Genomic DNA, 26,027 nt, shown 5'->3' on the forward strand with positions numbered 1-26,027 from the left:
ACGGCCCGCACGCAGGACCGGCGACGTGCACGCACGCCGGACGGCACTCGCGCGGGCCGCAGCGGGGAGGCCGCGGCGCACGCCGGACGGTGGCCGTCGGCCGGGGACGGGAGTCGACGCATGACGAACCGCTTCAGCAGGAACGACCAGTTCACCTACGAGATCCTGAGGGCCCTCGGCTCGGCGTGGCGGCGGGGCGCGCCCTGTTCGAACAGCGGGTCTTCGACCGGCTGGACGAGCGCCTCGGCGAGCGGCCGGACGGCCGACCGACGCCCCGGGCGCACGCGCGGCCCGCAGGCCGCCGCCGTGCCGCGTGGGCCCGCGCACGGCCCGGCGTTCCCCCGTCGCGCCGGTCCGGCGGCCCCCGTTCACGCAGGCCCGCGCACGGTCCGCCGCCCGGTCACACGGTCACAGCTCGATGCCCGAGGGCCGGCGCAGGCGGGGCGAGCGGGCGTACAGGGCCACCACGCACGCCTCGAACGCGGTGAGGGCGAGGACGGAGGGGCCGGGACCGAAACGGAGCAGGAGCGCGGCGCCGACGACCCCGCCGACGAACATCCCGAACACGGTCGCCGTCCGCCGGACCCTGGCCAGCACCGGGGTGCGGGCGGGATCCGAGTGGTACGACAGCGCGTCCGCCAGCGCCTTCACCAGGGAGATCTGCACGACCGTCGTCGGCATCTCCGGGATGGCCGCCTCGACCATGGTGCGGGTCCGCCACCCCATGGCGAAGGCGAGCAGGCCGACCGCGACGCCCCTGCCGTGGGTGAGGAGTTCGCCCGAGCCGCCGACGGCGACCGTGTACAGTCCCGCGGCGCAGAGCACGGCGACCTCCGCGGCGAGCGCGATCACGAACCAGCGCCGGCCCCGGGCGCGCAGCCGCCGGACGGCGACGTGCGCGGCGGACGCCCCGCACACGAAGGCGACCAGCGCCACGGCGGGCCGGGCGACCGGGATCCCCGGGGCCCGGGCCACGCCGAAGCCGAGCAGGAGCAGGTTGCCGGTGGCGAGGGCCGCGAAGGCGTGTCCGAGGCCGAGGAACGTCACGGCGTCCACCGCGCCGGAGGTCATGGTCAGGGCGAACAGGGTGAGACTGACGCCGACCTCGTCGCGCGTGCTGACGGCCTTCACGGGCTCAGCTTGACGCAGCGGCCCCGGCCCGCGGGCCCGTGACACGCGGTCGGTACACCGACCGGCGTGCCCGGCCGGCGCCTGCCGGACCGGCGGTCATGCGTGAGCCGGCGCCCTGCCGGTCCCGCGGTGCGTGAGCCGGCGCCCGGCAGGGCCCGCGGTCCGTCAGCAGGGGCCCTCGTCCTGCCAGGGGCCCCACTCCGCCGTTCCGGGGACCTCGTTCTGGGTCCACCACTTGGCCTTCCAGTCGTGCTTGGCGTAGGAGACCTCGGCGCCGCCGGTGTAGACGGCGGTCGCGCTCCAGGCCGGCTTGCACCCGGTGCCCGGCGGGGTCGGGGTCGGCGTGGGGGTGGGTGTCGGCGTGGGCGGCACGGCGCCCGCGAACTTCACCGAGTACGCCGCGAAGTCCCAGGGGTTCTGGGTGACGCTGGAGCAGGTCCCCGACGTGCGGCCGCCGTTGTCGGGCGGGCTGCACTGCCGGTCGCGGTTGAGGGACCAGAAGGTGAAGCGGTCCATGTGGTGGCTGGTGGCGTAGTCCAGCACGGTCCGGAAGTCGGCCTGCGTGAAGATCTCGCCGGTGTCGCTGCGCCCGTTCATGCCGGAGAAGCCCTCGTGGGCGTAGGCGGTGGCCTGGTCCCAGCCGAAGGTGGACTGCAGGATCTGGTTGAAGTTCGTCAGCGCGGAGGTCTGGGAGGCCGCGCCGCTGAAGCCGCCGTCGAAGGGCATGATGGAGAAGTTGTTCGGCGTGAACCCCTGCGACTTGGCCTCCAGCAGCATCTGCCTGCCGAACCAGCCGGTGCCGTCGGCCGTGCCGGCGGTGGTGACGGAGACGTAGAGGCCGGGGTTGTTCCGCTGGAGGATGCGGGCCGCGCCGATCTCGTTCCTGATGGCCGCGGTGTTCTCGTACTCCGGCTCCTCCAGGTCGAAGTCGACGGCGTGCAGGCCGTACTTGGTGACGACCTGCTGGTAGGCCGCCGCCGTGGCGGAGGCGTCCGCGCACGTCTGGCCGAGCTTGGTGCCGCCGTATCCGCCGACGGAGACGGAGACGTCCCCGCCCTTGGCGCGGATCGAGTCGACGACCGACTTCACGGCGGTGTCGGAGGAGACCGGGGAGGTGCCGCCCCAGGTGGGGGAGCAGCCGCCGCCGTCGGGGGCGAGGACGAACGCGAGCTGGAACGCCTTGAGCCCGGTGGCGTCCATGACGGCCGCCGCGTCGGGCGGGTCGTTGTCGAGGGGCATCAGGTAGGGGGCCGCGGCGTACCAGCGGTCGCTCAGCGCGTTCGCCGAGCCGGTCGCTCCGGCGGCGCTGCCGGCGACCAGCGCGGTGGTGCCGGCGGCGGCGAGCCCGACGGCGGCCGCCGCACCCAGACATGCACGAAGACGTCTCACTGCCTGCCTCCAGTGGGGGTGGGGGAGAGGTGCCCAGCTTCCTGACGTTGTTGCGGCCACGTCAATGGAATGGTCCAGACCAAATGACTCTTTGGTCTGAACCATGCGGGTTCTTTACCTTCCGGGCGGCCGTCGGCCCCCGGGCGCGGCAGGGACCGTTCGGCCCTGTGCGCGGCGCGGCCGCCCGGCGCACGCTGGTGGTCGGGCGACCCGAGGTCCCCGCGGCGACGGAAGGAGCCGGGGCGATGAGGCACCGCAGTGTGGGCGACCTGATGACCCCCGCCGCCGTGAGCGTGCAGCCCGGTACCCCTCTGAAGGAGATCGTCCGGCTGCTCGACGAGTACGACATCACCGCCGTCCCGGTCGTCGAGGACGGGCGGCCCGTCGGCGTCGTCTCCGAGGCCGACCTGGTGCGCAAGCAGACGCTCCCGGGCCCGGAGCGGACCGCGGGGGAGCTGATGAGCAGCCCCGCCGTCGTCGCGGCGCCCGGATGGAGTGCCGTGCGGGCGGCGCGCACGATGGAGCAGCACCGGATCAAGCGGCTGCCGGTCGTCGACGACGACGGCGTCCTGATCGGGATCGTCAGCCGCAGCGACCTCGTCCAGCTCTTCCTGCGGCGGGACCGCGCCATCCAGGAGGAGATCGTCGAGGAGGTCGTGGTGCGCACCCTGGGGCTGTCCCCCGCCGCGCTGACCGTGCAGGTCGACGACGGCAGGGTGACGCTGAGCGGGAGCGTGGCGCGCCGCAGCCTGGTGCCGGTCGTGGTGCGGCTGTGCGAGGGCGTGGACGGCGTCGTCGACGTGGTGGCGCGGCTCGGCTTCGACCGGGACGACACCGCCGACCTGCCCCCCGGGACGGACGGCGGTCACCGGGGAGCGGACCGGTGAGGGTGTCCGACCTCATGAGCGCACCGGCGGTCTGCGTCCCGCCCGGCACCTCGCTGGCGGAGGCGGCCCGGCGGATGGACCGCGAGGGGATCGGGTCTCTCCTCGTGGTCGAGGACGGGGTCCTGCGCGGCATCGTCACCGACCGGGACCTGGCGGTCCGCGGCCTCGACGCCGGGGCGGGCCGCGGGGCACGCGTCGACGCGGTGATGTCGCCGCACGTCGTCTCGGTGGCCGCGGCCGACGACGTGCACGCCGCGTACCGCCTCTTCCGCCGGTCCGGCGTGCGCCGCCTGCCCGTGCTCGACGGGGACCGGGTGGCCGGGATGCTCACCGTGGACGACCTGCTGCTGGACGTGTTCCAGCGGCTCGCCGACCTGCTCGGGCCGGTCGCCTGGAGCGTCCTGGAGGAGCCGCCGGGCCCGCCTCCCGCGGGACTCTGAGGCGCTGGGCCCGGTCCCGGCGCCCGCCGCCCGTCCGGGTGACGCGTCCGCACGGTGAACTGCGGGACAATTCTCGGCCATCGGATCCTTCGGAAGGCTGTTCGGGCCGGAACCTCGGCCTAGCATGAGGCGATCACGTACGGAACGAACCGGGGGAGGCCCGGCATGCTGTGGTCCGGCCCGCGGAGTCGGTCGGCACACCCGCGGGACGGAATCCGCCCGGCCCCCGTGCTCGTCCTCGCCCTCGTCCTGGCCCTCGTCGTGGCCGCGGTGTGGGCCGCAGCCGTTCGGCGCCCGGACACCGCAACCGGCGCGCAGGGGCCCCGGCACACCGCCGTGGAGGTGTCCCCGGGCCACTGCGGCCGCGGCTGGAGCAGGCCGGAGCCCGGTGTGCAGGTCTTCGACCTCCACAACACCTCCGACGCCGCCGCCGAGGTGTACCTGGAGGACCCCGGCAGCGGAGCCGTCTACGGCGAGGTGGAGGGCATCGGCCCCGGCACCACCCGGCCGCTGACGGTCCGGCTCGGCCGGGGTGCCTACGCCTTCAAGTGCGTGCCGGAGGACGCCGACGCGGTCACCGGCCCCACCGTCCGCCTCGCCCGCGGCGCGAGCGGACCGGCCGCCGCCCCGGTCACCGCGCACGACCTGATCCCGCCGGCGATCGCCTACCAGCAGTGGGTCGGCGGGGGCCTCGGCGAGGCGGTCCGGCTCGCGGTCCGGCTCCGGGACGCCGTCGACCGCGGCGACCTCGGCGCCGCGCGCACCGCCTGGCTCCCCGCACACCTCCAGTACGAGCGGCTCGGAGCGGCGTACGGCGCCTTCGGTGACGCCGACGGACGGATCAACGGCACCGACGCGGGCCTGCCCGGCGGCGTCCACGACCCCTCCTTCGCCGGCTTCCACCGCATCGAGTACGGGCTGTGGCACGGCGCCTCGGCCGGCACGCTGCGCAGCCCCGCCGCGGCCCTCGCCGACGCGCTCACCCACCTGCGCGACACCTGGGCGCAGGCCCGTATGGACCCGGCCCAACTGGGCCTGCGGGCGCACGAGATCCTGGAGAACACCGTGCAGTTCGAGCTGACCGGACGCACCGACTACGGCAGCGGCAGCAATCTCGCCACCGCCCGCGCCAACCTCGACGGCACCCGCGAGGTGCTCTCACGGCTGCGCCCGGTGCTCGCCGGCCGCTACCCCGGTCTGCCGGACCTGGACACGGCCCTGACGCGCGCGCAGCACACCCTGGACGGCCTCCACCGCGGCGACGCGTGGACCCCGCCGGACCGTCTGAGCCGCACCCAGCGGGAGCGCGTCGACGCCGAACTGGGCGATCTGGTGGAGCGGTTGGCGTCGGTGGCCACCCTGACCGACCCGCGGAGGACGGCGTGAGCGCCCCCGACGGCACGAGGCACCCCGACGACATGACGGCGCCCGACGGCAGGACCGCCCCCGAGGGCGCGACGCCCCCCGACGGCGCGACGGCTCCGGGCGGCGCGGCGGCCCGGAGCGGCGCCGCGGGCGTGCGCCGCCGGCGCTTCCTGCGCGGGGCGGCGCTGGCCGGAGCCGGCCTCGCCGCGGGCGCGGCCGCCGCCCCGCAGCCGGCACCCGTCCCCGGCACCGGACCCGCACCCCTCCCGCCGTTCCACGGCCGCCACCAGCAGGCGGTGCTCGCCGCCCCCCGCCGGTCCACCGTGTTCGCCGCGCTGGACGTCACGGCCGAGAACCGCACCGAGCTGGCCGACGTGCTGCGCACCCTCACCGAGCGGGCCCGCTTCCTGACCTCCGGCGGCACACCGCAGCCGCTCGGCATCACCGCGCCGCCCCCCGACTCCGGCGTCCTCGGCGGCACCGTGCCCGGCGGGGCGCTCGCGGTCACCGTCGGCGCCGGCGCCTCGCTGTTCGACACCCGCTTCGGGCTCTCCGCCCGCGCCCCGCGCCGTCTGACGACCATGCCCGCCTTCCCCGACGACGACCTGCAGCCCGACTGGTGCCACGGCGACCTCAGCCTCCAACTGCACGCCGACGACCAGGACACCGTGCTGCACGCGCTGCGCGACCTCGCCCGGCACACCCGCGGCGGCCTCCAGGTCCGCTGGCGGATGGACGGCTTCGCGAGCCCGCCCCGCCCCTCGGGCACCCCGCGGAACCTGATGGGCTTCAAGGACGGCACGGCCAACCCGGACGCCACCAGTGCCCGCGAGATGGACCGGCTGGTGTGGGTGGGTCGGGGCGCCGGCGAGCCTGACTGGGCGGTCGGCGGCACCTACCAGGTCGTCCGGCTCATCCGCATGCTGGTGGAGTTCTGGGACCGGGTCTCCCTCCCCGAGCAGGAGCGGATCTTCGGCCGCGCCCGGGAGACCGGCGCGCCGCTCGACGGGAACAGCGAGCACGACGTCCCGGCGTACACCGACGACCCCAAGGGCGACGTCGTTCCGCTGGACGCGCACATCCGGCTGGCCAACCCGCGCACGCCCGCCACCGCCGACCAGCGCATCCTGCGCCGCGCCCACAACTACGACCGGGGCATGGACGGCAACGGCAACCTCGACATGGGGCTGCTGTTCTGCTGCTACCAGCAGGACCCGGCACGGCAGTTCGAGACGGTGCAGCACCGGCTGGCCGGCGAGCCGCTCACCGACTACGTCACCCCGTTCGGCGGCGGCTACTTCTACGCACTGCCCGGCGTACGGGACGCGTCCGACTGGTACGGCCGCGCCCTGCTGGAGTGAACCTGTCCGGACAACTTGGGTATGACACTTGGTCAATACCCGGTCAAGATTTGGCCCGGCTTCCCTGACCGTGTGTTCATCCGTGCGCCACCATGGCTCCGCCGGGGCGCTGCCTGCCCGGCGCAAGATCGCGAGCCGTAGGGCGAAACGTACCCACCCGGAGGGTGAAGCAGCATGGCGAGCAGGCGTAGACGAGCAACGATACGGAGCGTGGGGGCGCTCGCGGGGGCGGCGGTGCTCGGCGTCCTGGGCGCGGCGGGACCCGCCGGCGCCGCGGCCGGTGGCGGGCAGTCCCGCACCGCGACGCCGATCAAGCACGTGGTCGTCCTCTTCGACGAGAACATCTCCTTCGACCACTACTTCGCCACGTACCCGAAGGCGGCCAACACCGACGGCACGAAGTTCACGGCGTCCCCGCGGACCCCGAAGAACATCGACACCCTCGCGCACGCCGGGCTGCTGACGAAGAACCCGAACCAGTACGCGCCCAAGCGGCTCACCCCCGCGCAGGCCATGACGTGCGACCAGAACCATTCGTACGGGCCCGAGCAGTACGCCGCCAACGGCGGCAAGGCCGACCAGTACGTGCAGAACACCGAGGTCGACAAGTGCAGCGGTGGGCTCTTCGGCGAGCCCGGCCTGGTGATGGACTACTACGACGGCAACACCGTCACCGCGCTGTGGAACTACGCGCAGCACTACTCCCTCTCCGACCGCGCCTTCAGCTCGAACTACGGGCCCTCCACGCCCGGCGCGCTCAACCTGGCCTCCGGCCAGACCCACGGCGTCGTCTCCATGGACCCCGCCTCCGGCACCGACAACCCGAAGCGCACCGCCACGCCGGACCCGTACACCGTGAAGTCCCCGGACGCGCACGGCGTCGGCACGGTCGTCAACGACCCCGACCCGGCCTACGACGACTGCTCCGGCAAGAACCACACCAGCAGCAACGCGCTGGCCGCGATGCAGGGCCGCAACATCGGCGACGTCCTCAACGGCCGGAAGGTCAGCTGGGGCTGGTTCCAGGGCGGCTTCCGCCCGTCGACGCCCTGGGACGGCAAGCTGGGCCACTACGCCCAGTGCGACACCGCGCACACCAACGTCGGCGGTGCCTCCGTCGTCGACTACAGCCCGCACCACTCGCCGTTCGAGTACTACAGGTCGACGGCGAACCCGCACCACCTCGCGCCGAGCAGCGTCGACGAGATCGGGCACGCCGGCCGCGCCAACCACAACTACGACCTGACCGACTTCCACGCCGCCCTCAAGGCCGGCAAGCTGCCCTCGGTCAGCTTCGTGAAGGCGCCCGCGTACCAGGACGGCCACGCGGCCTACTCCGACCCGATCGACGAGCAGCACTTCCTCGTCGACCAGATCAACGCGATCCAGAGCGCACCGCAGTGGAAGTCGACCGCCGTCGTCGTCGCCTACGACGACTCCGACGGCTGGTACGACCACGCCTACGCCACGCCGCGCAACGGCTCCCAGGACACCGCCCCCGGCTCCAACGGCAAGGCCACCGACAGCCCGGCCTGCCAGGCGGGCCCGGCCCCGGCCGGCGGCTACCAGGACCGCTGCGGCCCGGGCACCCGCCAGCCGCTCCTGGTGATCTCGCCCTTCAGCAAGGTCAACAAGGTCGACCACACCCAGACCGACCAGTCCTCGATCATCCGCTTCATCGAGGACAACTGGCACACCGGCCGCGTCGGCGACCACTCCTTCGACGCCGCCGCCGGCAGCCTCCAGGGCATGTTCGACTTCCGGCACCCGAACGACCGGCAGGTCCTGCTGAACCGGGACGGCTCCGTGAAGTCCGTCGGCGCGATCCGCCCGGTGGACCCGGTGACCACCGCGATCACGCCCGGCCCGGCCATGGAGAACACCGCCGCGGCCGGCGACGCCTCCGCCTTCCCGACCGTCCCGGTCGGCATCGCCGCGGGCGCCGCCCTGGCGGCCGCGGCCACGGGCACCTGGATGGCCCTGCGCCGCCGCACCCGCACCGGTTCCTGACCCGTCCGAGGAAAGGCTCCGGCCCGGCACCGCACCCGCGGTGCCGGGCCGGAGCCGTGCCCGGGCCGGGCGGCTCCGGGGCGGCGTGGCGTTCGCCGACATGGGGCACGCCGGCGGGGACCATGGGACCGTGCCCCGGCAGCACCGGGACACGGCAACCCTGTCGGTGCGCGAGGGCCCGGAGGCGGCAATGACGGTGAACCGGGTCGGCCTGGTCGTCCACGGAGGGCGCCCCGAGGCACGGGCGGCGGCCCGTACCGTCCACGAGTGGTGCGGGGAACAGGGCGTGCCCTGCACCGACATCGACGTATGGCACGACGGCGGACGGCGCAGCGCCCGCGACGAGGTCGATGCCGCGGGCGACCCCGATCTCGTCGTCACCCTGGGCGGCGACGGCACGTTCCTGCGCGGCGCCCGGCTGGCCGCCGAGAACGACGCCCTCGTCCTCGGCGTCGACCTCGGGCGCGTCGGCTTCCTCACGGAGGTGCCCGCCTCCGACGTCCGCAGGGCCCTGGACGCCGTACGCGAGCAGCGCCTGACCGTGGAGAGCCGCATGCTGCTCACCCTGCGGGCCTCCCGCCGCCTCCAGGTGCCGTCGGGCATGCAGGAACTCGTCCGCTACGGCCGGGGCCCGATGCTGCCGCCGCCGCGGGTCCGCACCGACTGCGAGGCGGGCGGCGACTGGGGCATCGCCCTCAACGTCACCGCCCTCAACGACGTCGTCCTGGAGAAGCTGGCCCGGGACCGCCAGGTGTCCGTCGCCGTGTACCTCGCCGGACGGCTGCTCGCCTCCTACTCCGCCGACGCGCTCCTGGTGGCCACACCGACCGGATCGACCGCCTACAGCTTCGCCGCCGGCGGCCCCGTGGTGTCCCCCCGCACCGACGCGCTCGTCTTCACCCCGGTCGCCCCGCACATGACCTTCAACCGGTCGGTCGTCGCGGCCCCGGACGAACCCGTCGCCCTGCGTGTGCTGGAACGGTCGGGACAGGCCGCCGTCAGCATCGACGGCCAGTTGCGGGGCGTGCTCGAACCCGGCGACTGGATCGGCGTCTACGCCTCACCCCGCCGGCTGCGCGCGGTCCGCCTGGGCCCGACGGACTTCTACGGCCGCCTGAGGCACCGCATGAACCTCACCGACGCCCCCGCGGCCGTCGCCGACGGCACGCCCGCCCCGCTCTGGCCGGTGACCACCGCGCCGCCCGACGACCTCGCCCACCTGGCTTTCCCCACCCGGTCCGACAGCGCCGCCGGACCCGGCCTCTCGCCCTGACCGGCGCCGCGCAGGGACCGGCCTCACCCCGCCGCGGGGCCGTCGGTCCCCTGCACCCGGGTGATCTCCGAGAGCCCGGAGACCGTCAGGACCGGGATCAGCAGCGGAGCGGCGATCAGCTCGATGCGGTCGGCGTGGTTGAACAGCACCGTCAGGCCGGCGCTGTCCAGGTACTCGACGGCGCTCAGGTCGAGGACGAGGGGCTCGGCGGTGGCGTCGAGCGCCTTCGCGAGCGCCTCCGCGAAGGCGTCGCTGTTGCTCATGTCGATCTCACCGCTGACCGTCAGCAGGGCGGTGCCGTCCGGCCGTCGGCCCGGTGTGAGGGTGAGCGGGGTGGTCATCGGGCGATCCTCGTGTGCATCTCGACGGTGGTGCCGGACGGGCCGGGAGTGATGGTGACCTGCTGCATCATGGCCTGCATGAGGGCGATGCCGCGCCCCCGCAGCGGTGGCCCGCCGGGCTGCGGCGCCTTCCAGTCGCCGGTGTCGGCGACCACCAGGTGCACGGCGTCCACGAAGGCCTCCGCGCGCACCCGCACCATGTCGCCCGGTGCGTGCCGGTGGCCGTGCTCGATCGCGTTGGCGCACGCCTCGCCGACCGCCACCAGCACGTCCTGCATGGTCCGCCGGGGCAGCCTGCACTGGTCGAGCCAGGAGCGCAGCGCCCCGCGGACCAGCGCCAGTTGCGACGACTCGGCCGGGAAGGACAGGTCGAACGGCGCCGGGTGACGGTACAGCAGCAGGGCCACGTCGTCTTCGTAGCCGCCCTGCGGGGCCAGCCGGCTCATCACCTGCGTGGCCAGCTCGTCGACGGCGACGTCCCGGCCCCGCTGGACGGCCGCCCCGGCCTCCCGGATGCCCGCACTGAGCGGACGGCGCCGGCGCTCGACCAGGCCGTCGGTGTACAGCAGGAGCGTGGCCCGCGCCGGCACCGTGCTCGCCGCCTCCGGCCGCTTGCGGTCCGGGCGCACCCCCAGCGGCAGCGAACGCCCCTCCTCCAGCAGCCGGCTGATTCCGGAGGGTTCGGCGACGATGCCCGGCGGATGGCCCGCGCTGGAGTACGTCAGACGGCCGCTGTCGGGATCGAGGACCCCGCAGAAGACGGTGGTGCACACCGCTCCCGGCACCCCCGCGGCGAACCGGTCCAGCGCCATCAGGGTGCGGGCCGGGCTCGCGTCCTGCAGCAGCAGGGCGCGGCAGGCGCTGCGCAGCTGCCCCATCACGGTGGCCGCCGTGAGGCCGCGCCCCACGCAGTCGCCGACGACGATGCCGATACGGCCGTCGGGCAGGGTGACCGTGTCGTACCAGTCGCCGCCGACTTCAAGCGGCGGCGTGGCGGGCTCGTAGCGCACCGCGAAGCCCGCCGGGAGCCGTGCCGGGCCGAGGATGGCCCGCTGGAGTGCGATCGCGGTCTCCCGCTGCTGGTCGATCTGGTGGGCGCGCGCCAGCCCCTGGGCTAGATGGCCCGCCAGCAGCGACAGCAGCAGCTGGTCCTCCGCGGAGAAGGGCCGCTTGCCGCCGAGGTCCATCCACAGGGCGAGCGGGCCCTCCGGGTGCTCCAGCAGGATGCCCGCCCCGACGGAGTCGGTGACGGGGGCCAGCAGGGGCCGGCCGCGCAGTTCGCTCAGCGCGCGGCGCCGCTCGGCGGACAGGTCCTGCCATGCCTGCGGGGCGCCCGTGCCGGCCAGGACGGGCTGGTCGCCGAAGACCGCGGCGAGCACCCGGCGGGCGCGCCACAGCTCCTGGAGCACCGACAGCGCGCCCCACAGCGCGTCGGACAGGCTCGTCGCCCGGGACAGGCGGGTGCTCAGCGAGGCGAGGGCGCTCTCCCGCTGGATGGCGTAGTGCTCGGCCGTCACGTCGCGGAAGGTGCCGACGATGACGCGCCGTCCGCTGTCGGGGTCCCGGGCCTCGTTGAAGGTCGCGTTGATCCACAGCCGGTGCCCGTCGCGGTGCGCCACCGGGACGGTGCAGCTTCCCTGGCGCCGGTCCAGCAGCTGGGAGAAGGCCTCCGCGACCTGCTGGTGGGCCTCCGGGTCCTTCGCCGCGTCGGGCCACCAGGGGTGCGCGGCCCGGTAGGGGAGGTCCTCGGGCCCGAAGCCCAGGATCTCGGTGAAGGCGCTGTTGATCTCCACCACGGCGCCGTCCTCGTCGCAGACGAAGAATCCCTCGTGCAGGGAGTCCACGAGGGCGGCCCGCCAGCGGGCGTGGTGGCCGCGCAGCCGCGCCAGCTCGATGCTGGCCCGCACCCGGGCCAGCAGCTCCGCCGCTGCGAAGGGCTTGACGAGGTAGTCGTCGGCGCCCGCCTGCAGGCCCTCGATGGACGCCTCCTGGCCGGCCCGTGCCGACAGCAGCAGCACCGGCACGGCCGCCGTGCGCGGATCGGCGCGCAGTGCGCCCACCAGCGCCAGCCCGTCCAGCCGCGGCATCATCACATCGCTGACGACCAGGTCCGGCGGGTTCTTGCGGATCGCCGACAGCGCCGCCTCGCCGTCGGAGACGGCGTCCACCCGGTACCCGGTCGTCCCGAGGATGCGGGCGAGGTACTCGCGCATGTCGGTGTTGTCGTCGGCGACCAGGACGCGGGCCGGAGCCGCCGGGCCGGGCGCGTAGCGGGGTGCGGCTCCGGGGGCGCCGGGGACGGGCTCCTCCACCGTGGCCGGCTCCGGGACGTCCGCGGTGTCCTCGGGCAGCCAGCGCAGCGCCTCCTGGACGTAGGGGTCGGCGAGGACGGGGCCCGTACGGCTGCCCGCGGTGGGGGCCACCGCACCCGCGGGCAGGTGGGCCACGCCGAACGGCAGCCGCACGGTGAAGCACGTGCCCCGGCCCTCGGTGCTCTCCACGGAGATCGTCCCGCCGTGCAGCCCGATGAGCTCCTTCACCAGGGCCAGCCCGATGCCGCTGCCCTCGTTGGAGCGCGACCGCGCGTTCTCGATGCGGTGGAAGCGCTCGAACAGCCGCGGCATCTCTGCCGCCGGCACGCCGACCCCGGTGTCGCGGACGGTGACCACGGCCTGGTCGCCCTCCGCGCGCAGCGCCACGCGCACCGAGCCGTCGAGGGTGAACTTCAGCGCGTTGCTGAGCAGGTTGAACAGCACCTTCTCCCACATGTCGCGGTCGATGTGCACCGGCTCCGGCAGCGGCGGGCAGTCCACCTCGAAGGCGAGCCCCGCCTTGTCGAAGGCGGACCGGAAGACGCTCGCCAGCTCGGCGGTCACGGCGGCCAGGTCGACCGGCTCGTAGCGCGCCTGCATACGGCCGGCCTCGATGCGGGAGAAGTCCAGCAGCGCGTTGACGAGTTTGCCGAGCCGCAGCGCGTTGCGGCGGACCACGTCGATCTCCTCGCGGACGCGTGGATCGGCCCCCTCCAGCCGGATCCGCAGCTCCTCCAGCGGCCCCATGATCAGCGTGAGCGGCGTGCGGAACTCGTGGCTGATGTTCGAGAAGAACATCGTCTTCGCCCGGTCGAGCTCCGCCAGCTCCTCCGCGCGCCGCTGCTGCGCCTGGTAGCTGCGAGCACCGGCGATCCCGGCGGCGACGTGCCCGGCGACCAGCTCCACGAAGCCGCGGTAGCTCTCGGACAGCGGCCGGTAGCGGTTCAGCGCCGCGACCAGGAAGCCGTACGGTGCCTCCTGCTGGAGCAGCGGCACCACGAGCGCCTGCACCGGCGGCTGCGGCCATGGGCCCGGGGGCAGGCCGGTGAAGGGAGTGCCGTCGAGTTCGACCGTCGTCGTGCCGCCCCGCGCCGCGGTCTCCACCGGCCACACGCCGCCCGTCCCGCCCGCCGCGAGCGAGGCCGGTGCGGCGGGATGCCCGGCCGGGAGCCCGGTCGCCCCGGCCAGCCACGCACTGCCGTCGGCCTGGAAGAGATAGGTCAGGGTGAAGGGCAGGTCCGCGGTGTTCCGGCCGAGCTGGCGGGCGGTGAAGGCCAGCACCTCCTCCTCGCTGCGGGCCGCGCTCGGATCGGAGCCGAGGTCGCGCAGCGTCGCCATGCGCCGCTCGCCGATCACCCGATCGGTGTCCTCGCTGACCACGCACAGCATGCCGACCACGGCACCGGCGTCGTCCCGCAGCGGGCTGTACGAGAACGTGTGGTACGTCTCCTCCGGGTAGCCCGAGCGCTCCAGGAACAGCAGCAGCGCCTCGTCCCAGGTGGCCTCGCCGGTCGTCATCACGGTGTCGATGCGCGGGCCGATGTCGTCCCAGATCTCCGCCCAGACCTCGCTCGCCGGCCGGCCCAGCGCCCAGGGGTACTTGCGGCCCAGCGTGTCCCGCCGGTAGGCGGCGTTGCAGAAGAACGTCAGCTGCGGCCCCCACGCCATCCACATCGAGAACCGCGACGACAGCAGGATGCTCACCGCGGTCCGCAGGCTCTGCGGCCAGGAGCCGGGCGACCCGAGCGGTGTCGTCCCCCAGTCCACCGCCGCCAGGTCGGCACCGACCGCGGCGTCGGCGGCGAACAGGTCGGCGCCCGGCCCGGACGGCGGCTCGGGGGGCACCGCGTCCCCGGAGTGTTCAGAAGGCGCCATGCGACACCCTTTCGCTCAGGCCCACCGGACCGTGGTGCCGGCACGAAGAGCGACGGCACCCCGATCCGCTCCCGGCACGCTCCGGCGCTCCCGCGGGGGCGCGGCCGGGAACAGTGGCTCCGATCCGATGGTCCCTCTTCCGACGCGCCACGGCACACCATCCTCCACCCGGTGCCCGGCCCGCGACGCCGCCTGGCGTGGTTGGGCCGTGTGATCCGTAGGATAAGACAGAGGCACTGTCCGCGGTCGCGCCGGGACGGACACGGGAAGGCGGCCACGCGGGACGGCAGACGGCGCCGCCGGGACCGCGGCCCCTGCCGGTTTCCCGACCGGCCCCGCACGACCCAACCGCACGACCGCCCCACCGTCCCGTACGCCCCACCCCGCTCCACCACACCACCGCACAGGAGAACCGGTGACCGACCGCACCTTGACCGTCGAAGCTGAGACCCACTCCTCGGGTGTCACCGTCCTGACCGTGACCGGCGAGCTGGATCACCACACGGCCCCCCGTCTCACCCACGCCCTCGAGAACACCCCCTTCGCCCGCGACAGCGGCACGGTGCTCGACCTGTCCGGGCTGTCCTACTGCGACTCCACGGGCATCACGGTACTCATCACCGCCTACCACCGCGCCCAGGCCACGGGGTCGAACCTGTTCCTCGCCGGCGTGAGTTCCGACCTGATGCGGGTGTTCCGCATCGTCGGGCTCGACCAGGTCCTGAGCTTCCAGCCGAACGTCGACAGCGCCGTCGCCGCCCTGCGGCTCTGACGGCACGGCACCGGAGTCCGGCGCCGCACGCGCCCGCCGGACCGGGGCCGGTCAGGCAGGCCCCGCGGCGTCGCCCCGAACCGGCCCGTCGGCCATGCGGCTCGCGGCGAGCGCCGCGATGTCGTCGTCCAGCCGCCCACCGCTGTACTCGAGCAGATCCCCGTGCAGGTGGTCCAGCAGGTCCCGCGGCTCCAGCGCGGACCACGCACGCATGCGGTCGGTCAGCGGATAGAACGTGCCCGAGCGGTCGCGGGTCTCGGTCACCCCGTCGGTGTAGAGCAGCAGCCGGTCGCCGGGGTGCAGCGCCACCACGTCCTGGTGGTAGCCGTCGCCCGCCAGGACGCCGAGGTTGATCGGGGGCGAGGGGTCGGTGGCGTCCAGCTCCACGACCCGGCCGCCGGCGACGAGCAGGGGCGGCGGATGGCCGCAGTTGACGATCCGGACCACCGGCTCGCCGTCGGGGATCTCCGCGAACACGGCCGTCACGAAGCGCTCGTCGGCCTCGTCGCCCGCGAGTTCCTCGGCCCTGCGGGACATGCTCCGCTCCACCCGGTGCGCCACCCCGGTCAGGTCGGGCTCGTCGTGCGCGGCCTCACGGAAGGCGCCGAGTATCGTCGCGGCCGTCTCCACCGCCACCAGGCCCTTCCCGCGGACGTCGCCGATCAGCAGCCGCACCCCGTACGCCGTCGGCACCGCCTCGTACAGGTCGCCGCCGATGCGCGCCTCCGCCGCGGCGGACAGGTACAGCGTCTCCACGCAGATGTCCCGCAGCCGGTGCGGCACCGGGCGGAGCAGCACCCGCTGCGCGGTCTCGGCCACCGACCGCACGGTGGCGAGGGTGCGCTCCCGTCGGGTGCGGTGCGCGGCCAGCAGCGTCCCGATGGCTCCCACCAGGGCGGTGGAGACGTACGAGGCGACGTAGTGCCGGTCCCACAGGTAGCCCACGCTCCGGCCGGCGCAGCACGGGGTGCCCGCCAGCACGCCCTCGAACAGCACCGTGAGCACCGTGATCGTCGCGACGGCGACCGGACCGTGTGCGAAGGCGGCGAGCAGGGGCACCGCGATGAGCAGGAAGCTCACCGGCCAGTCCACGGGCGTGATCGGTTCCACCGCCAGGACGCCGGCCACGAACAGGGCGGGCAGCCAGCGCATCCACGGCGGCGGGGCGGGCGGTTGCAGCACGGTCCCGGGGCAGTCGGACCCCACGGCCTCCGGCCGCGCGCCGGGCCGCTTCACGGTGCGCTCCGGCACCGCGTACGGCCCCCGGCGTCCCGGGCCTCCCTGGCGTCCCTGGCGTCCCGGGGGAGGGCGAGGGCGGGGCGCGGCCCGGGCGGGGGCAGGGCGGTGCGGCCCGCGGCCGTGCGGGCGTCCTCGGGATGACACTCAGGCGGCCAGTTCACAGATTCTCCCGGCGGGCTTGATCAAGAACACCAGCCTGAGGCGGTGCCCCGCCCGCACCTGCCCATTGCTCCACGCACGGGCATGTCCGATCGCCGGCGAACCTTCGACCTGCGCGCGACGGCTCTGTCCTTCGTACTCCCTGCGGCGCCCGCGGGCATCCCGGGGACCGCTGCCACCCGGGGCCGCGCACGAGGAAGCCCCGGCTGGACGGGGGGTGCCAGCCGGGGCGGTTCACGGGGGTGCGGAGGGCGTCACCTCTCGGTGAGGGGCTGCACGGGATGTCGGCCGAACGACCGTCCCCGAGCCTGGGGGAGGGGTACGGGGCCCCGTCCCCTCCGCGGCCCACATCCGGATGAACGGCAAGACATCGCCCGGGGTTCCAGTGGCGGCTCCGGCCGCGGGTGATCCGCGCCACATTCGTCCGACCGGGTCCGCGCGGGCGGCGCGCTCCGGGGCGGTCCGTCGCGGCGGATCATGCCTGCGGACCGGGGGCGGCCCGTCCGCTGCGGGGCGGCTCCGGTCCGGTGGACGACGCGGCCGGGGTTCCCTGGCCTGCCGTCGTGCGCAGGGCGTGGTCGATGAAGCGGCGGGAGGCCGGCGGCAGGGTGCGGCCGGACAGCCAGGCGACGCCGATGTCGCGGGCGCCCTCGACGTCGGTGATCTCCAGATAGCGGATCGGGTAGTCGGGAGTGGCCGCCCCGTCCGGCGCGCCCGGGATGAGGGACACACCCAGCCCCGCGGCCACCAGACCCCGCAGCGTCTGGACGTCGTCGCCCTCGAACCCCGCCTGCGGCACGAAGCCGGCCTCACGGCACAGCGCCTCGGTGACGCCGCGCAGCCCGTAGCCGGACTTCAGCAGGATGAACGGCTCGTCCGCGACCTCGGCCAGCCGGACCCGGTCGTGCCGGGCCAGCCGGTGCTGGGCCGGGACCGCGAGCAGGAGCGGCTCCACCAGGAGCCGCCGCCAGGCGATCAGCGGATGCCCGGGGTCCTTGCTGGTGATGACCAGGTCCGCGGTGGCGGAGAGGAGGTGCTGCACCAGCCCGTTCTCCTCGTGCTGGTGCAGCTCGAACCGGACCCCGGGGTGCTCCTGCCGGAAGCCGGTGACGAGCTTGGGCACCAGCCAGGTGCCCAGCGTGTGCAGGAAGGCCAGCGACACCACGCCCGTGTCCGGGTCGACCACCTCCGCCACGGCCCGCCGCCCCCGGTCGTAGGCGTCGAGGACCGTGTCGGCGTACTCCTTGAACACCCGCCCGGCCGGGGTCAGCCGCAGCACGCGGCCCACCCGCTGGAACAGCTCCGCGCCGACCTCGTCCTCCAGACGGCCCAGCGCACGGGACAGCGCGGGCTGGGTGACGCGGGCCGCGGACGCGGCCTCGGTCACCGTCACGCCCGCGGCCACCGCCTGGAACGAGCGCAGCACCTGGAGATCCATCCCCGGCATTCTCTCAGGGCGCCGCCGCGGCCGCGCCGGTCAGCGCGCCCGGCCGGCGGACCGCCGCCAGCGAACGGGCCGACACGGCGTCGCAGAGCCGCTCGGCCGCCGTGATCGCCCGCTCCCGGTCGTGCCCGGGGAGCCCCGGTTCGCTGCGGGCGTGGGCGACGGCCCGCCGGGCCTCGGCCAGTTGCTGGTAGGCGGCCCGCCGCAGCGCGTGCCGCTGGGCCGGGGCCGCCGTCGGGGCGAGGTCGCGGTAGCGGTGGGCCGCCGCCAGCGCCGCCTCGGTCCGCGCGGCGGCCCGGCCGCCCGCCGCACCGGGCCACAGGGCGAAGTGCGCCACCAGGACGATCCCCGCGGCGAGCGCGGTGTCGAGGATGCGCGCCCCGTACAGCGCCCGGTGGTCGCCCAGCAGGTCCACCAGCACGAAGACGATCGCGGTCAGGCCGAGCGTGGCCAGCGCGTAGTGGTGGCGCACCCCGACGGCCATCAGGGCGCCGAAGGCGGCCACCGCACCGATCAGGGCGTACGTGTCCTGGGTCAGCAGCGTCACCGCGCCGATGGCGGCCACCCCGACGACCGTGCCGGCGCAGCGGTGCAGCGCCCGCCGCAGGACCGGCCCGAAGTCGGGCTTGTAGACGAACGCGACCGTCATCGGGAGCCAGTAGCCGCGGGGACCGTGCAGCGCGAGCGCGCACAGCTGCCCCGCCAGCACGCACACGGCGAGCAGCACCGCGTACCGCAGCCGGTCCGCGCGGGAGTGCCCGGCGGCGGCCGGCGGGTGCAGGGCGGAGGAGGCGTCGTCCGGTCGGCCGGCGTGCGCGGCCAGGGCGGCCAGCGCCCGCAGGCCGGGGGAGTCCCCGGTGCCGGGGACCGCGGCCCCCACGGGGCGCGGACCGGGAGCGTACGGGGCGGGGGAGTCCGCGGGGACCGGCTCCCGGGGCGGGAGCGCTGCCGTGCCCCGGGTGATGTCGGAGACGGGGGTCCCGGCGGCCGGGCCGGGCACCAGGCGGGCGGCCAGGTCCAGCGGGACGCGGACCGCCGCCGCGGGCAGCGGACGGGCCTCCCACACCAGGGCCGACGTCACCTCGCCCAGCCGGACGGCCGTGTGGAGGGCCCCGAGCAGCGCGCGCCGCTCGCCGGCCGCCCGCCCGTCCCGCGCCGGGGCGCGGCGCAGCACCTGCTGGGCGTGGTCGAGGGCACCGGTCAGCCGCCGCCGCGCCGCCTCCGCGCCGGGCGTGCCCGCGGCGCCGAGCGCGGCGGAGGCGGCACGGTAGGCGGCGAGCACGGCGTTCCGCTCGATGTGGTGCCGGCGCCACAGCCACGGCGTCGCCGACAGTGCCGCCACCAGGGCGACGCCGGAGAACAGCGCGAGCGGCGCCTGCCACCACGGACCCGGCGCCGGGATGCCGCCGCCGATCGTGGTGCCCAGCAGCAGGTGCAGGCCCGTCACGGAGCTGACCCGGCCGCGCAGGCTCACGGCCCCCGACACGAGCGCCGCGAGGACCAGGCACACCGTCAGTGCGGCCGGCTGCCCGCTGCGCAGCGCCAGCTCGCCGGCGAGCAGCCCCACGGCGGAGGACAGGCCGAGGGCACCGAGGCGCCGGAGACGGGTCCGGTAGGGGTCGGCGCCGTCCTGACTGACCCCCCACAGGGCGCCGATCGCCGCGAGCACCGCCGGGGCCACGTGTCCGGTGACCACCCCGGCCAGCAGCGGCGCCGCGAGGGCCACGGCGCCCCGGGCCGCCGCCGCGAGCGGCAGCGGGGCGAGCCGGCCGGCGGCGGGGAGCAGCGCCGGCCGCGGGACGGCGCGCGGTGCGCGTCCCGGTCGCGAGCGGGCTGCTGAGGTCATGGGCTGGACGTCCTTCCCTGGGACGGCGGGGCGTTTCGATCACCTCCAGAATCGGCCCCGGGCCATTCATGCGTCCAATGCCTGCAGTTGCTCGATATCATGCATCACGGGCATGTATATTCTCTGAACTGCGACTACTGTCTGGAGGGCTGATCGGCTTCCGGTGTGAACCGTGACCGAAAAGGTGGCCCTCGGCCCGGACCCATGTCCCCGATGCATGAGTGCCGCCGCGCGGGGCCGCCGTCCGCGATCAACCGTTCGGCCCCGTATGGGCGCCTTCGCCCGGGGTAGCCGCCAGGTGTACCGGGACGTGCTCCTCCTTCCACGTCCCGGGTGACGGGAAAGTGCCGCGGCCGGGGTCCCGATCCGGCCGCGGTACTCCTCCCGTGCCGGACCCCGTCGCCCGGCTTCCGTGCCGGACTCCCACGCCGGACGCCCGTGCCGGGCTCCCGCGCCGGGCTCCCGTGCCGGACGGCGGGGCGGTTCAGGCGGGCGCCCCGGCCGGCGCCGTGCGGCGGGCCGGCCGCCAGGTCGCCACCAGCGCGGCCGCCAGCAGCAGCTCCGCCAGGTCACCGCCGTAGTACATGATCTCCGCACCCTGCTGGACCTGGCCGATGGGCGCGTGGACGTGCACGTGGAACCCGCCGTACATCGCCTGGGCGACCAGGGCGTGCACCGCCACGGCGACTCCCAGATACGTGAGCCGGGCCGGTACGCCCGGCCGCCCCGGCGCGGGATCCGGCCCGGCGACGGCGTGCGCGAACAGGCAGCCGGAGGCCAGGAAGTGCGCGTGCAGCAGCCAGTGGCCCGCGGGATGCCGCATGACGGTGTCGAACAGCGGCGTGAAGTAGAGCACGCCGAGCGTCCCCGTGCTCAGCACCAGCGCGACCGCGGGATGGCTCACGGCCCGCGCCGCCCGGCTGCGCACCACCGCCACCACCCGGCGGGCGTACCGCGGGGGCAGCGCACGCAGCAGCAGGGTGACCGGTGCGGACAGCACCAGCAGCAGCGGCGCGTACATGCCGATGAGGAGGTGCTGCGTCATGTGCGCCCGGAAGTCGCCGTGCGCCGCCGGGCCCAGCGGCGGCAGCAGGGCCAGGGCCAGCAGGGCCAGTCCGCCCAGGAACGCGGCCGACCGCGCGCCCCGGCGGCCCGCCGCCGGATGGCGGCGGGCGGCGCGCCGGACGAGCAGCAGGTGGACGGCCGCCGTGGCCGGCAGCACCAGAACGGTCGCCGCCGTCAGCAGGGTGCCGCCGCCCGACGCGGCGTGGTCGTGCGTCATCGGGTGCCCGCCGTGCATCAGACGGGCCTCGCGTCCTCGCGGGCGGCGACGGCCGGGACGGGCGCCGCCGCACCGCGCCGGACCAGGTGGCCGACACCCAGCAGCAGCGCCCCGAAGGCCAGGAACCCGGCGTCCCACCAGCCTTGGTACGGGCCGCCGTGCACGTGGTGGATCCCCAGGATCTGATGGTCCACCAGCCCTTCGACCAGGTTGAACAGGCCCCAGCCGGCCAGGATCCACCCCCAGAGCACGCGCGAGGCCCACACCGCCCTGCGGTGCTCGGTGACCCGGGCGTACAGGATGCCGAGCCCGGCGATCACGGCGACCCAGCACACGGTGTGGAAGATGCCGTCCCAGGCGGTGTTCATCTCCAGCCCGGACACGGTGTGCGGGTCGTAGTACTTCACTCCGATGTGGTCGTGGTCGGTGCTGGACAGCATGTGGTGCCACTGCAGCAGCTGGTGCAGCAGGATGCCGTCGACGAAACCGCCGAGTCCCACCCCGAGCACGATCCCCGGCAGCCGGACGGTCTGCCGTGCCGGACCGGGTAATCGTGCCGTGCCTGCGCTCGTCACCCCGAAATCCCTCCCCGAATCGCTGGTCCAACCTCGAGTCGCACGGGCGCGGCGGACGACCGCCCGCCGCTGATCCCCGATCACCCAACCACCGCCCGCACCGCGCCCGCACGGGCCGAAACGGCCAAATGGGCGGAGCACGGCGAACAGGCCAACCGGCCGTCCCGGTGCGGAGCCCGATCGGGCCGGGCCGCACCACGCCCGGAGGGCGTGAGCGGACCGGTCACCAGGTGGGGTGCACGCGGCGCAGGACCAGGACGGCCGTGTCGTCGCCCGCAGTGCCCGCGGTGTGGCGGCGGAGGCCGTGGTAGAGCGTCCCGGGCAGGTCGGCGGGGGTCACGTCGGACCAGGTGCGGGCGCGCTGCTCCAGGGGGTAGAAGGCGCCCGACGGCGCGCGGGCCTCGGTGACACCGTCCGTGCACAGCAGGAGCGTGCTGCCCGGAGGGAACGAGAACCACTCGACGGTGCGCGGCGCCGGGGCGAGGGCTTCGAGCCCCAGCGGCACGCACGCCTCGCCGCCCAGCACGCTCCCGGTGTCCGCGCCGTTCAGCAGCAGGGGCGGCACATGGCCGCAGTTGACGGCCTGCACCTCACGGTCCGGGCCGACCGACAGGACCAGGGCGGTCACGAAGCGCTCCCGGTCCCCCGACTGCGCGGCGAACGAGTTGTGGCGCAGCACCGCCTCCTCCAGCGCGTCGACGACACCGGTGAGCGTGGGCTCCGCGATGGCCGCCTCCCGGAAGGCGCTCAGCACGGCGAAGGCCGCGCCGATGGCGGGCAGGCCCTTGCCCTGCACGTCCGCGATGAACACGCGGCTGCCGTACGGCGAGGAGACCACCTCGTAGACGTCGCCCCCGACCCTGCTGTCCTCCTCGACGGGCTGGTACAGCCCGTGGACCAGCAGCTCGTCGGTCAGCAGCGGGAAGGGACGCAGGAGCTGGCGCTGGAGCGCGGCCGCGGCGGATCTCAGCCGGGCGATCTCCCGCTCCTTGCCGACGCGCTGCGCGGCACGGGCGATGCTGAGGGCGTTGAACACGACGGCGAACACGAGTACGGCGGCGTCGGCGCCCGGCGTGTCCATCGGGGTGTCCAGCAGGGACCCGGCGATCACGACCGTCACCCAGACGGAGGCGACGGTCGTCTGCCGGACACTGCCGCGCCCCGCGAGCAGCGCGGGCAGCACGATCAGGAAGGGCGCGAGCCGGGTCTCCCGGCCCAGCACGACACCGGTCACCGCCAGCACCACGGTGACGGCGACCAGCCAGAACCACACGGCCGCCCAGGACAGCGCGGGCGCGGACCGGTTCGTGGGTCCGGCCGTGCGCACCGGGTCCGGGGCCCTCCTGCTGCGCAGCATCTCCTCCGCTCCGGTCGGCGTCGGGGCCGGCGGCGGGACGGCTCTCCCGCGGCCGGGGTCGTGTCCCTCCCACTATCGGCCGCGTCGTGTGCCCCCGCCGCCCGGGCTGGCGGGCTCCGGGCGCGGAGCGCCGGGGCGGGGTCAGGCGCCGCGTTTGTGGCGCGGGGCGCGGCGCCCGGAGTCCTGGTGGACGAGCAGCAGCAGGGCGAGCAGCAGAGGGCCCGCGGTGCACAGCGTGAAGATCATGGAGTCTCCTCCCGCCACGGCGAAGGCTGTCTCCTGTCCGGTACCCCCTGTGCGTCATGGTGTGCCTGGATTCGCCCCTTCGATGCGGCCCGCGCCGGGGTGGGCCGGCAGACGGACGGTGAAGCGGGCGCCGCCTTCCGGGGCATGGCCGTCCGCCGTGATCGTGCCGCCGAGACGGGTGGTCAGGCGGTGGGCGATGGCCAGGCCGAGACCGCTGCCGACGGGACGGACGCCGCGGTACCGCTCGGTGAGGGCGCCGCGGTCGAAGGCGACGGCGGCGTCCTCGTCGGTGAGGCCGGGACCGCCGTCGCGCACCTCCAGCCGCGCCCGGGCGGCCCGGGTGCCGCCCCCGTCGTCCTTGCTCCCGCCCGTCCCGGGGCCGTCCGGGGGCCCGCCCGCTCCGGGCCCGTCGTCCCGGATCGCGCCCGCCCCGGGCCCGTCGTCCGTCCCGGCGCCGTCGCCCGCCGCCAGGACGAGGACGAGCGGACGCCCCGCCGGGGTGACCCGCAGCGCGTTCTCCGCCAGGCCGTCCACGAGCTGACGCACCCGGAAGCCGTCCGTGGCCACCGGAACCGGCCGTCCGGGCCGCTCCACGCGGAAGTCGACGCCGTGCCGGGCGCAACGCGCCGACCAGGCGGCCGCGGCCTCGGCGACCAGTGCGTCCAGGTCGACGTCGGCGACGTCCAGGCGGAAGTCGTCGGCCTCCAGCCGGGCCAGGGCGAGCAGGTCTCCCACGAACCGCTCCAGCCGTTCGACCTCGCCGCGCAGGATCCGCCCCGCCCCGGGCACCTCGTCCCCGGTGACCACCCCGTCGGCGAGGGCCTCGGCGTAGCCGCGGACGGTGGTCAGCGGGGTGCGGATCTCGTGCGACACGGACATCAGGAACTCCCGCTGCCGGCCCTCGCTGCGCGCCAGCGCCGCATCCAGCGCGTTCAGCGCCGACGCCAGCTCGGCGACCTCGTCCGGCCCCTCCGTCGGCACCCGCACCCCCCGCTCGCCCGCGGAGAGCCGGTGCGCGGTGCGGGCGGCCGCGGCGAGCGGCCCGGCCAGCCGCCGGGCGAGCAGCGCTCCCGCCAGAGCGGCGCCGCCCAGCCCGACGGCCAGCGGCAGCACCAGGCCGCCGCGCATCCGGTCGGTGGCGTCGTCCACGACGCTCGTCGGCCGGGTCAGCACCAGGCCGCCGCCCGACCGCGTCGGTACGCCCTCCACCAGCACCGGCCGCCCGCCCAGGGAACCGGTCGCCGAGACGTGCCGGCCCGCCCGCAGCGCGGAACGGCCCGCGGAGCCGACGGCGGGTCCCGCGGGGCCCGCGACGGAGCCGTCGGCGAGGACCAGGGCCAGCTCGACGCCGTCGGGTCCCGCGATGCGCTGCTGACGGTCCAGCAGCAGCGACGCCAGCGCCGGGGTCCTGGCCATCACCTCGGCCTGCCGGGTCAGCTGGTCGCGCTCCTGCGCCTCGGCGCTGGTGCGCACGGTCCGCCACGCGAACAGCCCGGTCACCAGCACGGCCAGGGCGGCCACGGCCGTGGTCAGCAGCACGATGCTCCCGGCCAGCGACGCACGGCGCTCCCCGAGGCTCACGGCCCGGTCTCGGTGACGCCGTAGCCCACCCCGCGGACGGTACGGATCGGGCTGGCCGGGCCCAGCTTGGCGCGCAGCTGCGAGACGTACACGTCCATGACCCGGGTGTCCCGGTAGCCGGCGTACCCCCACACCTGCGCCAGCAGCTGCTCGCGAGTGAACACCTGGCCCGGGCGGGCCATCAGGTAGGCGAGCAGGTTGAACTCGGTCGTGGTCAGCTCCACCGGCCGGCCGTCGACGTGCAGCGTGCGGCGGCCGGTGTCGAGGGCGAGCCGCCCGACCCGCCGTACGGGATCGCGGTCCGGGCCCGCGGCCCGCCGCAGCAGGCTCTTGATCCGGGCGACCAGCTCGTGCGGGGAGAAGGGCTTGGCCAGGTAGTCGTCGGCGCCGATCTCCAGGCCGAGGATGCGGTCGGTGACCTCGTCGCGGGCCGTGACGAACACGACGGGCGTCCAGTCGCCCTCCTCGCGCAGCCGGCGGCACACCTCCATGCCGTCCATGCCGGGCAGCGCGATGTCCAGCACGATCGCGGCCGGGCGCAGGCGCCGGGCGGCGGCCAGGGCGCCGGTGCCGTCGGTCTCGACGTGGACGCCGAAGCCCTCCCGGCTCAGGTAGCGCCGCTGGAGGTCGGCGATGTGCCGCTCGTCCTCGGCGACCAGGACGAGCCCCTTGTACTCCGGGCCCCTGCTGTCCGGTCCCTTGTTCTCCGGCATGTGGCTCTCTCCTCGCACCCCGGGACACGGGGGCCGACCCGGGGCGGTGGGACGCTCGATGCTAACCACCGTCCGGGCCCCGGCGCGCCCTCGGCCACCAGCCCTTACACGCCCCGAACACGGGCCGAACCGTCCGCTCGCAGGCCTGCGCCACCCTGGTGTCCCGCCGGACGGCACCCGGCCGCCCCGGAGACGGCACCCCGGTGCGGCGGACGACACGGAAGGACACCGTGAACCCGACCCTCACTCCCGCGCCGCAGCCGCCGCCCCCCGCGGCGGCACCGGCCCGACGACGGGCCGCGGCCCCGCGCCCGGACGAGCTCGCGGCTCCCGACGCGCCCCCGGCTCCCGGCGAACCCCCGGGACTTGGCGCGCCCCCGGCAACCGGTCACGGCCCGGCTCAGGGGCCCGCGTCGGCCGGGACCGCGG

General features: G+C 75.4%; 19 protein-coding genes. 7 read left to right on the forward strand and 12 right to left on the reverse strand.

The genetic code is table 11. The features are described 5' to 3' along the window. Nucleotides 1-408: 408 nt before the first annotated feature. Both P3H78_RS10625 and P3H78_RS10630 read right to left on the reverse strand, forming a co-directional pair. The gene (locus P3H78_RS10625) at nucleotides 409-1,131 is read right to left on the reverse strand and encodes a YoaK family protein (RefSeq protein WP_276108626.1); all 723 of its coding nucleotides are present in this window, start codon (nucleotides 1,129-1,131) and stop codon (nucleotides 409-411) included. Between the two features lie 165 nt (nucleotides 1,132-1,296). Further along, entirely contained in the window at nucleotides 1,297-2,520 is a 1,224-nt protein-coding gene (locus P3H78_RS10630; RefSeq protein WP_276108627.1) for a carbohydrate-binding protein, read from the reverse strand. 245 nt (nucleotides 2,521-2,765) lie between these two features. On the opposite strand from P3H78_RS10630, the gene P3H78_RS10635 reads away from it, so the two are divergent. The 6 genes from P3H78_RS10635 (at nucleotide 2,766) to P3H78_RS10660 (ending at nucleotide 9,856) form a co-directional block, all read left to right on the forward strand. Next, nucleotides 2,766-3,407, forward strand: a complete 642-nt coding sequence (locus P3H78_RS10635; protein ID WP_276108628.1) for a CBS domain-containing protein — start codon at nucleotides 2,766-2,768, stop codon at nucleotides 3,405-3,407. Between the two features lie 14 nt (nucleotides 3,408-3,421). Next, nucleotides 3,422-3,847 carry a CBS domain-containing protein gene (locus P3H78_RS10640; protein WP_276108629.1) on the forward strand — a complete coding sequence of 142 codons (426 nt, stop codon included), beginning with the start codon at nucleotides 3,422-3,424 and terminating at the stop codon, nucleotides 3,845-3,847. A 165-nt stretch (nucleotides 3,848-4,012) separates the two neighbouring features. Beyond that, nucleotides 4,013-5,233: an EfeM/EfeO family lipoprotein gene (locus tag P3H78_RS10645; RefSeq protein ID WP_438827938.1), complete on the forward strand. Its 1,221-nt coding sequence runs from the start codon at nucleotides 4,013-4,015 to the stop codon at nucleotides 5,231-5,233. Further along, complete coding sequence (gene efeB / locus P3H78_RS10650; RefSeq protein WP_276108631.1) at nucleotides 5,230-6,573, forward strand: iron uptake transporter deferrochelatase/peroxidase subunit; 1,344 nt, start codon at nucleotides 5,230-5,232, stop codon at nucleotides 6,571-6,573. Before P3H78_RS10645 ends, efeB begins: the two co-directional genes overlap by 4 nt. Nucleotides 6,574-6,747: 174 nt before the next feature. Then, the gene (locus P3H78_RS10655) at nucleotides 6,748-8,583 is read left to right on the forward strand and encodes a phospholipase C (protein ID WP_276108632.1); all 1,836 of its coding nucleotides are present in this window, start codon (nucleotides 6,748-6,750) and stop codon (nucleotides 8,581-8,583) included. 190 nt (nucleotides 8,584-8,773) lie between these two features. Further along, entirely contained in the window at nucleotides 8,774-9,856 is a 1,083-nt protein-coding gene (locus P3H78_RS10660; protein ID WP_276108795.1) for an NAD(+)/NADH kinase, read from the forward strand. Nucleotides 9,857-9,879: 23 nt separating this feature from the next. Here P3H78_RS10660 and P3H78_RS10665 read toward each other — a convergent pair whose 3' ends face one another. Continuing rightward, nucleotides 9,880-10,197, reverse strand: coding sequence for an STAS domain-containing protein (locus tag P3H78_RS10665; protein ID WP_276108633.1), 318 nt, complete (start codon nucleotides 10,195-10,197; stop codon nucleotides 9,880-9,882). Then, nucleotides 10,194-14,384: a SpoIIE family protein phosphatase gene (locus P3H78_RS10670; protein ID WP_276108634.1), complete on the reverse strand. Its 4,191-nt coding sequence runs from the start codon at nucleotides 14,382-14,384 to the stop codon at nucleotides 10,194-10,196. The genes P3H78_RS10665 and P3H78_RS10670 overlap by 4 nt, the downstream gene beginning before the upstream one ends. Before the next feature lie 415 nt (nucleotides 14,385-14,799). Between P3H78_RS10670 and P3H78_RS10675 the strand changes: the two genes are divergently transcribed. Further along, the gene (locus P3H78_RS10675; protein WP_276108635.1) at nucleotides 14,800-15,156 is read left to right on the forward strand and encodes an STAS domain-containing protein; all 357 of its coding nucleotides are present in this window, start codon (nucleotides 14,800-14,802) and stop codon (nucleotides 15,154-15,156) included. 51 nt (nucleotides 15,157-15,207) lie between these two features. Here the strand turns inward: P3H78_RS10675 and P3H78_RS10680 are convergent, their stop codons facing one another. The 8 genes from P3H78_RS10680 to P3H78_RS10715 form a co-directional block, all read right to left on the reverse strand. Then, nucleotides 15,208-16,338 (reverse strand): PP2C family protein-serine/threonine phosphatase, encoded by a 1,131-nt coding sequence (locus tag P3H78_RS10680; protein ID WP_438827939.1) that lies wholly within the window; start codon nucleotides 16,336-16,338, stop codon nucleotides 15,208-15,210. Nucleotides 16,339-17,029: 691 nt separating this feature from the next. Further along, nucleotides 17,030-17,992, reverse strand: a complete 963-nt coding sequence (locus tag P3H78_RS10685) for a LysR family transcriptional regulator (RefSeq protein ID WP_276108636.1) — start codon at nucleotides 17,990-17,992, stop codon at nucleotides 17,030-17,032. Nucleotides 17,993-18,005: 13 nt separating this feature from the next. Beyond that, nucleotides 18,006-19,844, reverse strand: a complete 1,839-nt coding sequence (locus P3H78_RS10690; RefSeq protein WP_276108637.1) for an FUSC family protein — start codon at nucleotides 19,842-19,844, stop codon at nucleotides 18,006-18,008. A 484-nt stretch (nucleotides 19,845-20,328) separates the two neighbouring features. Continuing rightward, nucleotides 20,329-21,144 (reverse strand): cytochrome c oxidase assembly protein, encoded by an 816-nt coding sequence (locus P3H78_RS10695; RefSeq protein WP_438827940.1) that lies wholly within the window; start codon nucleotides 21,142-21,144, stop codon nucleotides 20,329-20,331. Continuing rightward, entirely contained in the window at nucleotides 21,144-21,701 is a 558-nt protein-coding gene (locus P3H78_RS10700) for a DUF2243 domain-containing protein (RefSeq protein WP_276108639.1), read from the reverse strand. The genes P3H78_RS10695 and P3H78_RS10700 overlap by 1 nt, the downstream gene beginning before the upstream one ends. A gap of 223 nt (nucleotides 21,702-21,924) precedes the next feature. Continuing rightward, nucleotides 21,925-23,058 (reverse strand): PP2C family protein-serine/threonine phosphatase, encoded by a 1,134-nt coding sequence (locus tag P3H78_RS10705; RefSeq protein WP_276108640.1) that lies wholly within the window; start codon nucleotides 23,056-23,058, stop codon nucleotides 21,925-21,927. Between the two features lie 300 nt (nucleotides 23,059-23,358). Continuing rightward, entirely contained in the window at nucleotides 23,359-24,885 is a 1,527-nt protein-coding gene (locus P3H78_RS10710) for a sensor histidine kinase (protein ID WP_276108641.1), read from the reverse strand. Next, a complete protein-coding gene (locus tag P3H78_RS10715; RefSeq protein WP_276108642.1) occupies nucleotides 24,882-25,598 on the reverse strand; it encodes a response regulator transcription factor in 717 nt (238 codons plus the stop codon). Before P3H78_RS10715 ends, P3H78_RS10710 begins: the two co-directional genes overlap by 4 nt. Between the last annotated feature and the right edge of the window lie 429 nt (nucleotides 25,599-26,027).

Source organism: Streptomyces tropicalis (genome assembly GCF_029269835.1).
In the GTDB taxonomy this organism is placed as follows: domain Bacteria; phylum Actinomycetota; class Actinomycetes; order Streptomycetales; family Streptomycetaceae; genus Streptomyces; species Streptomyces tropicalis.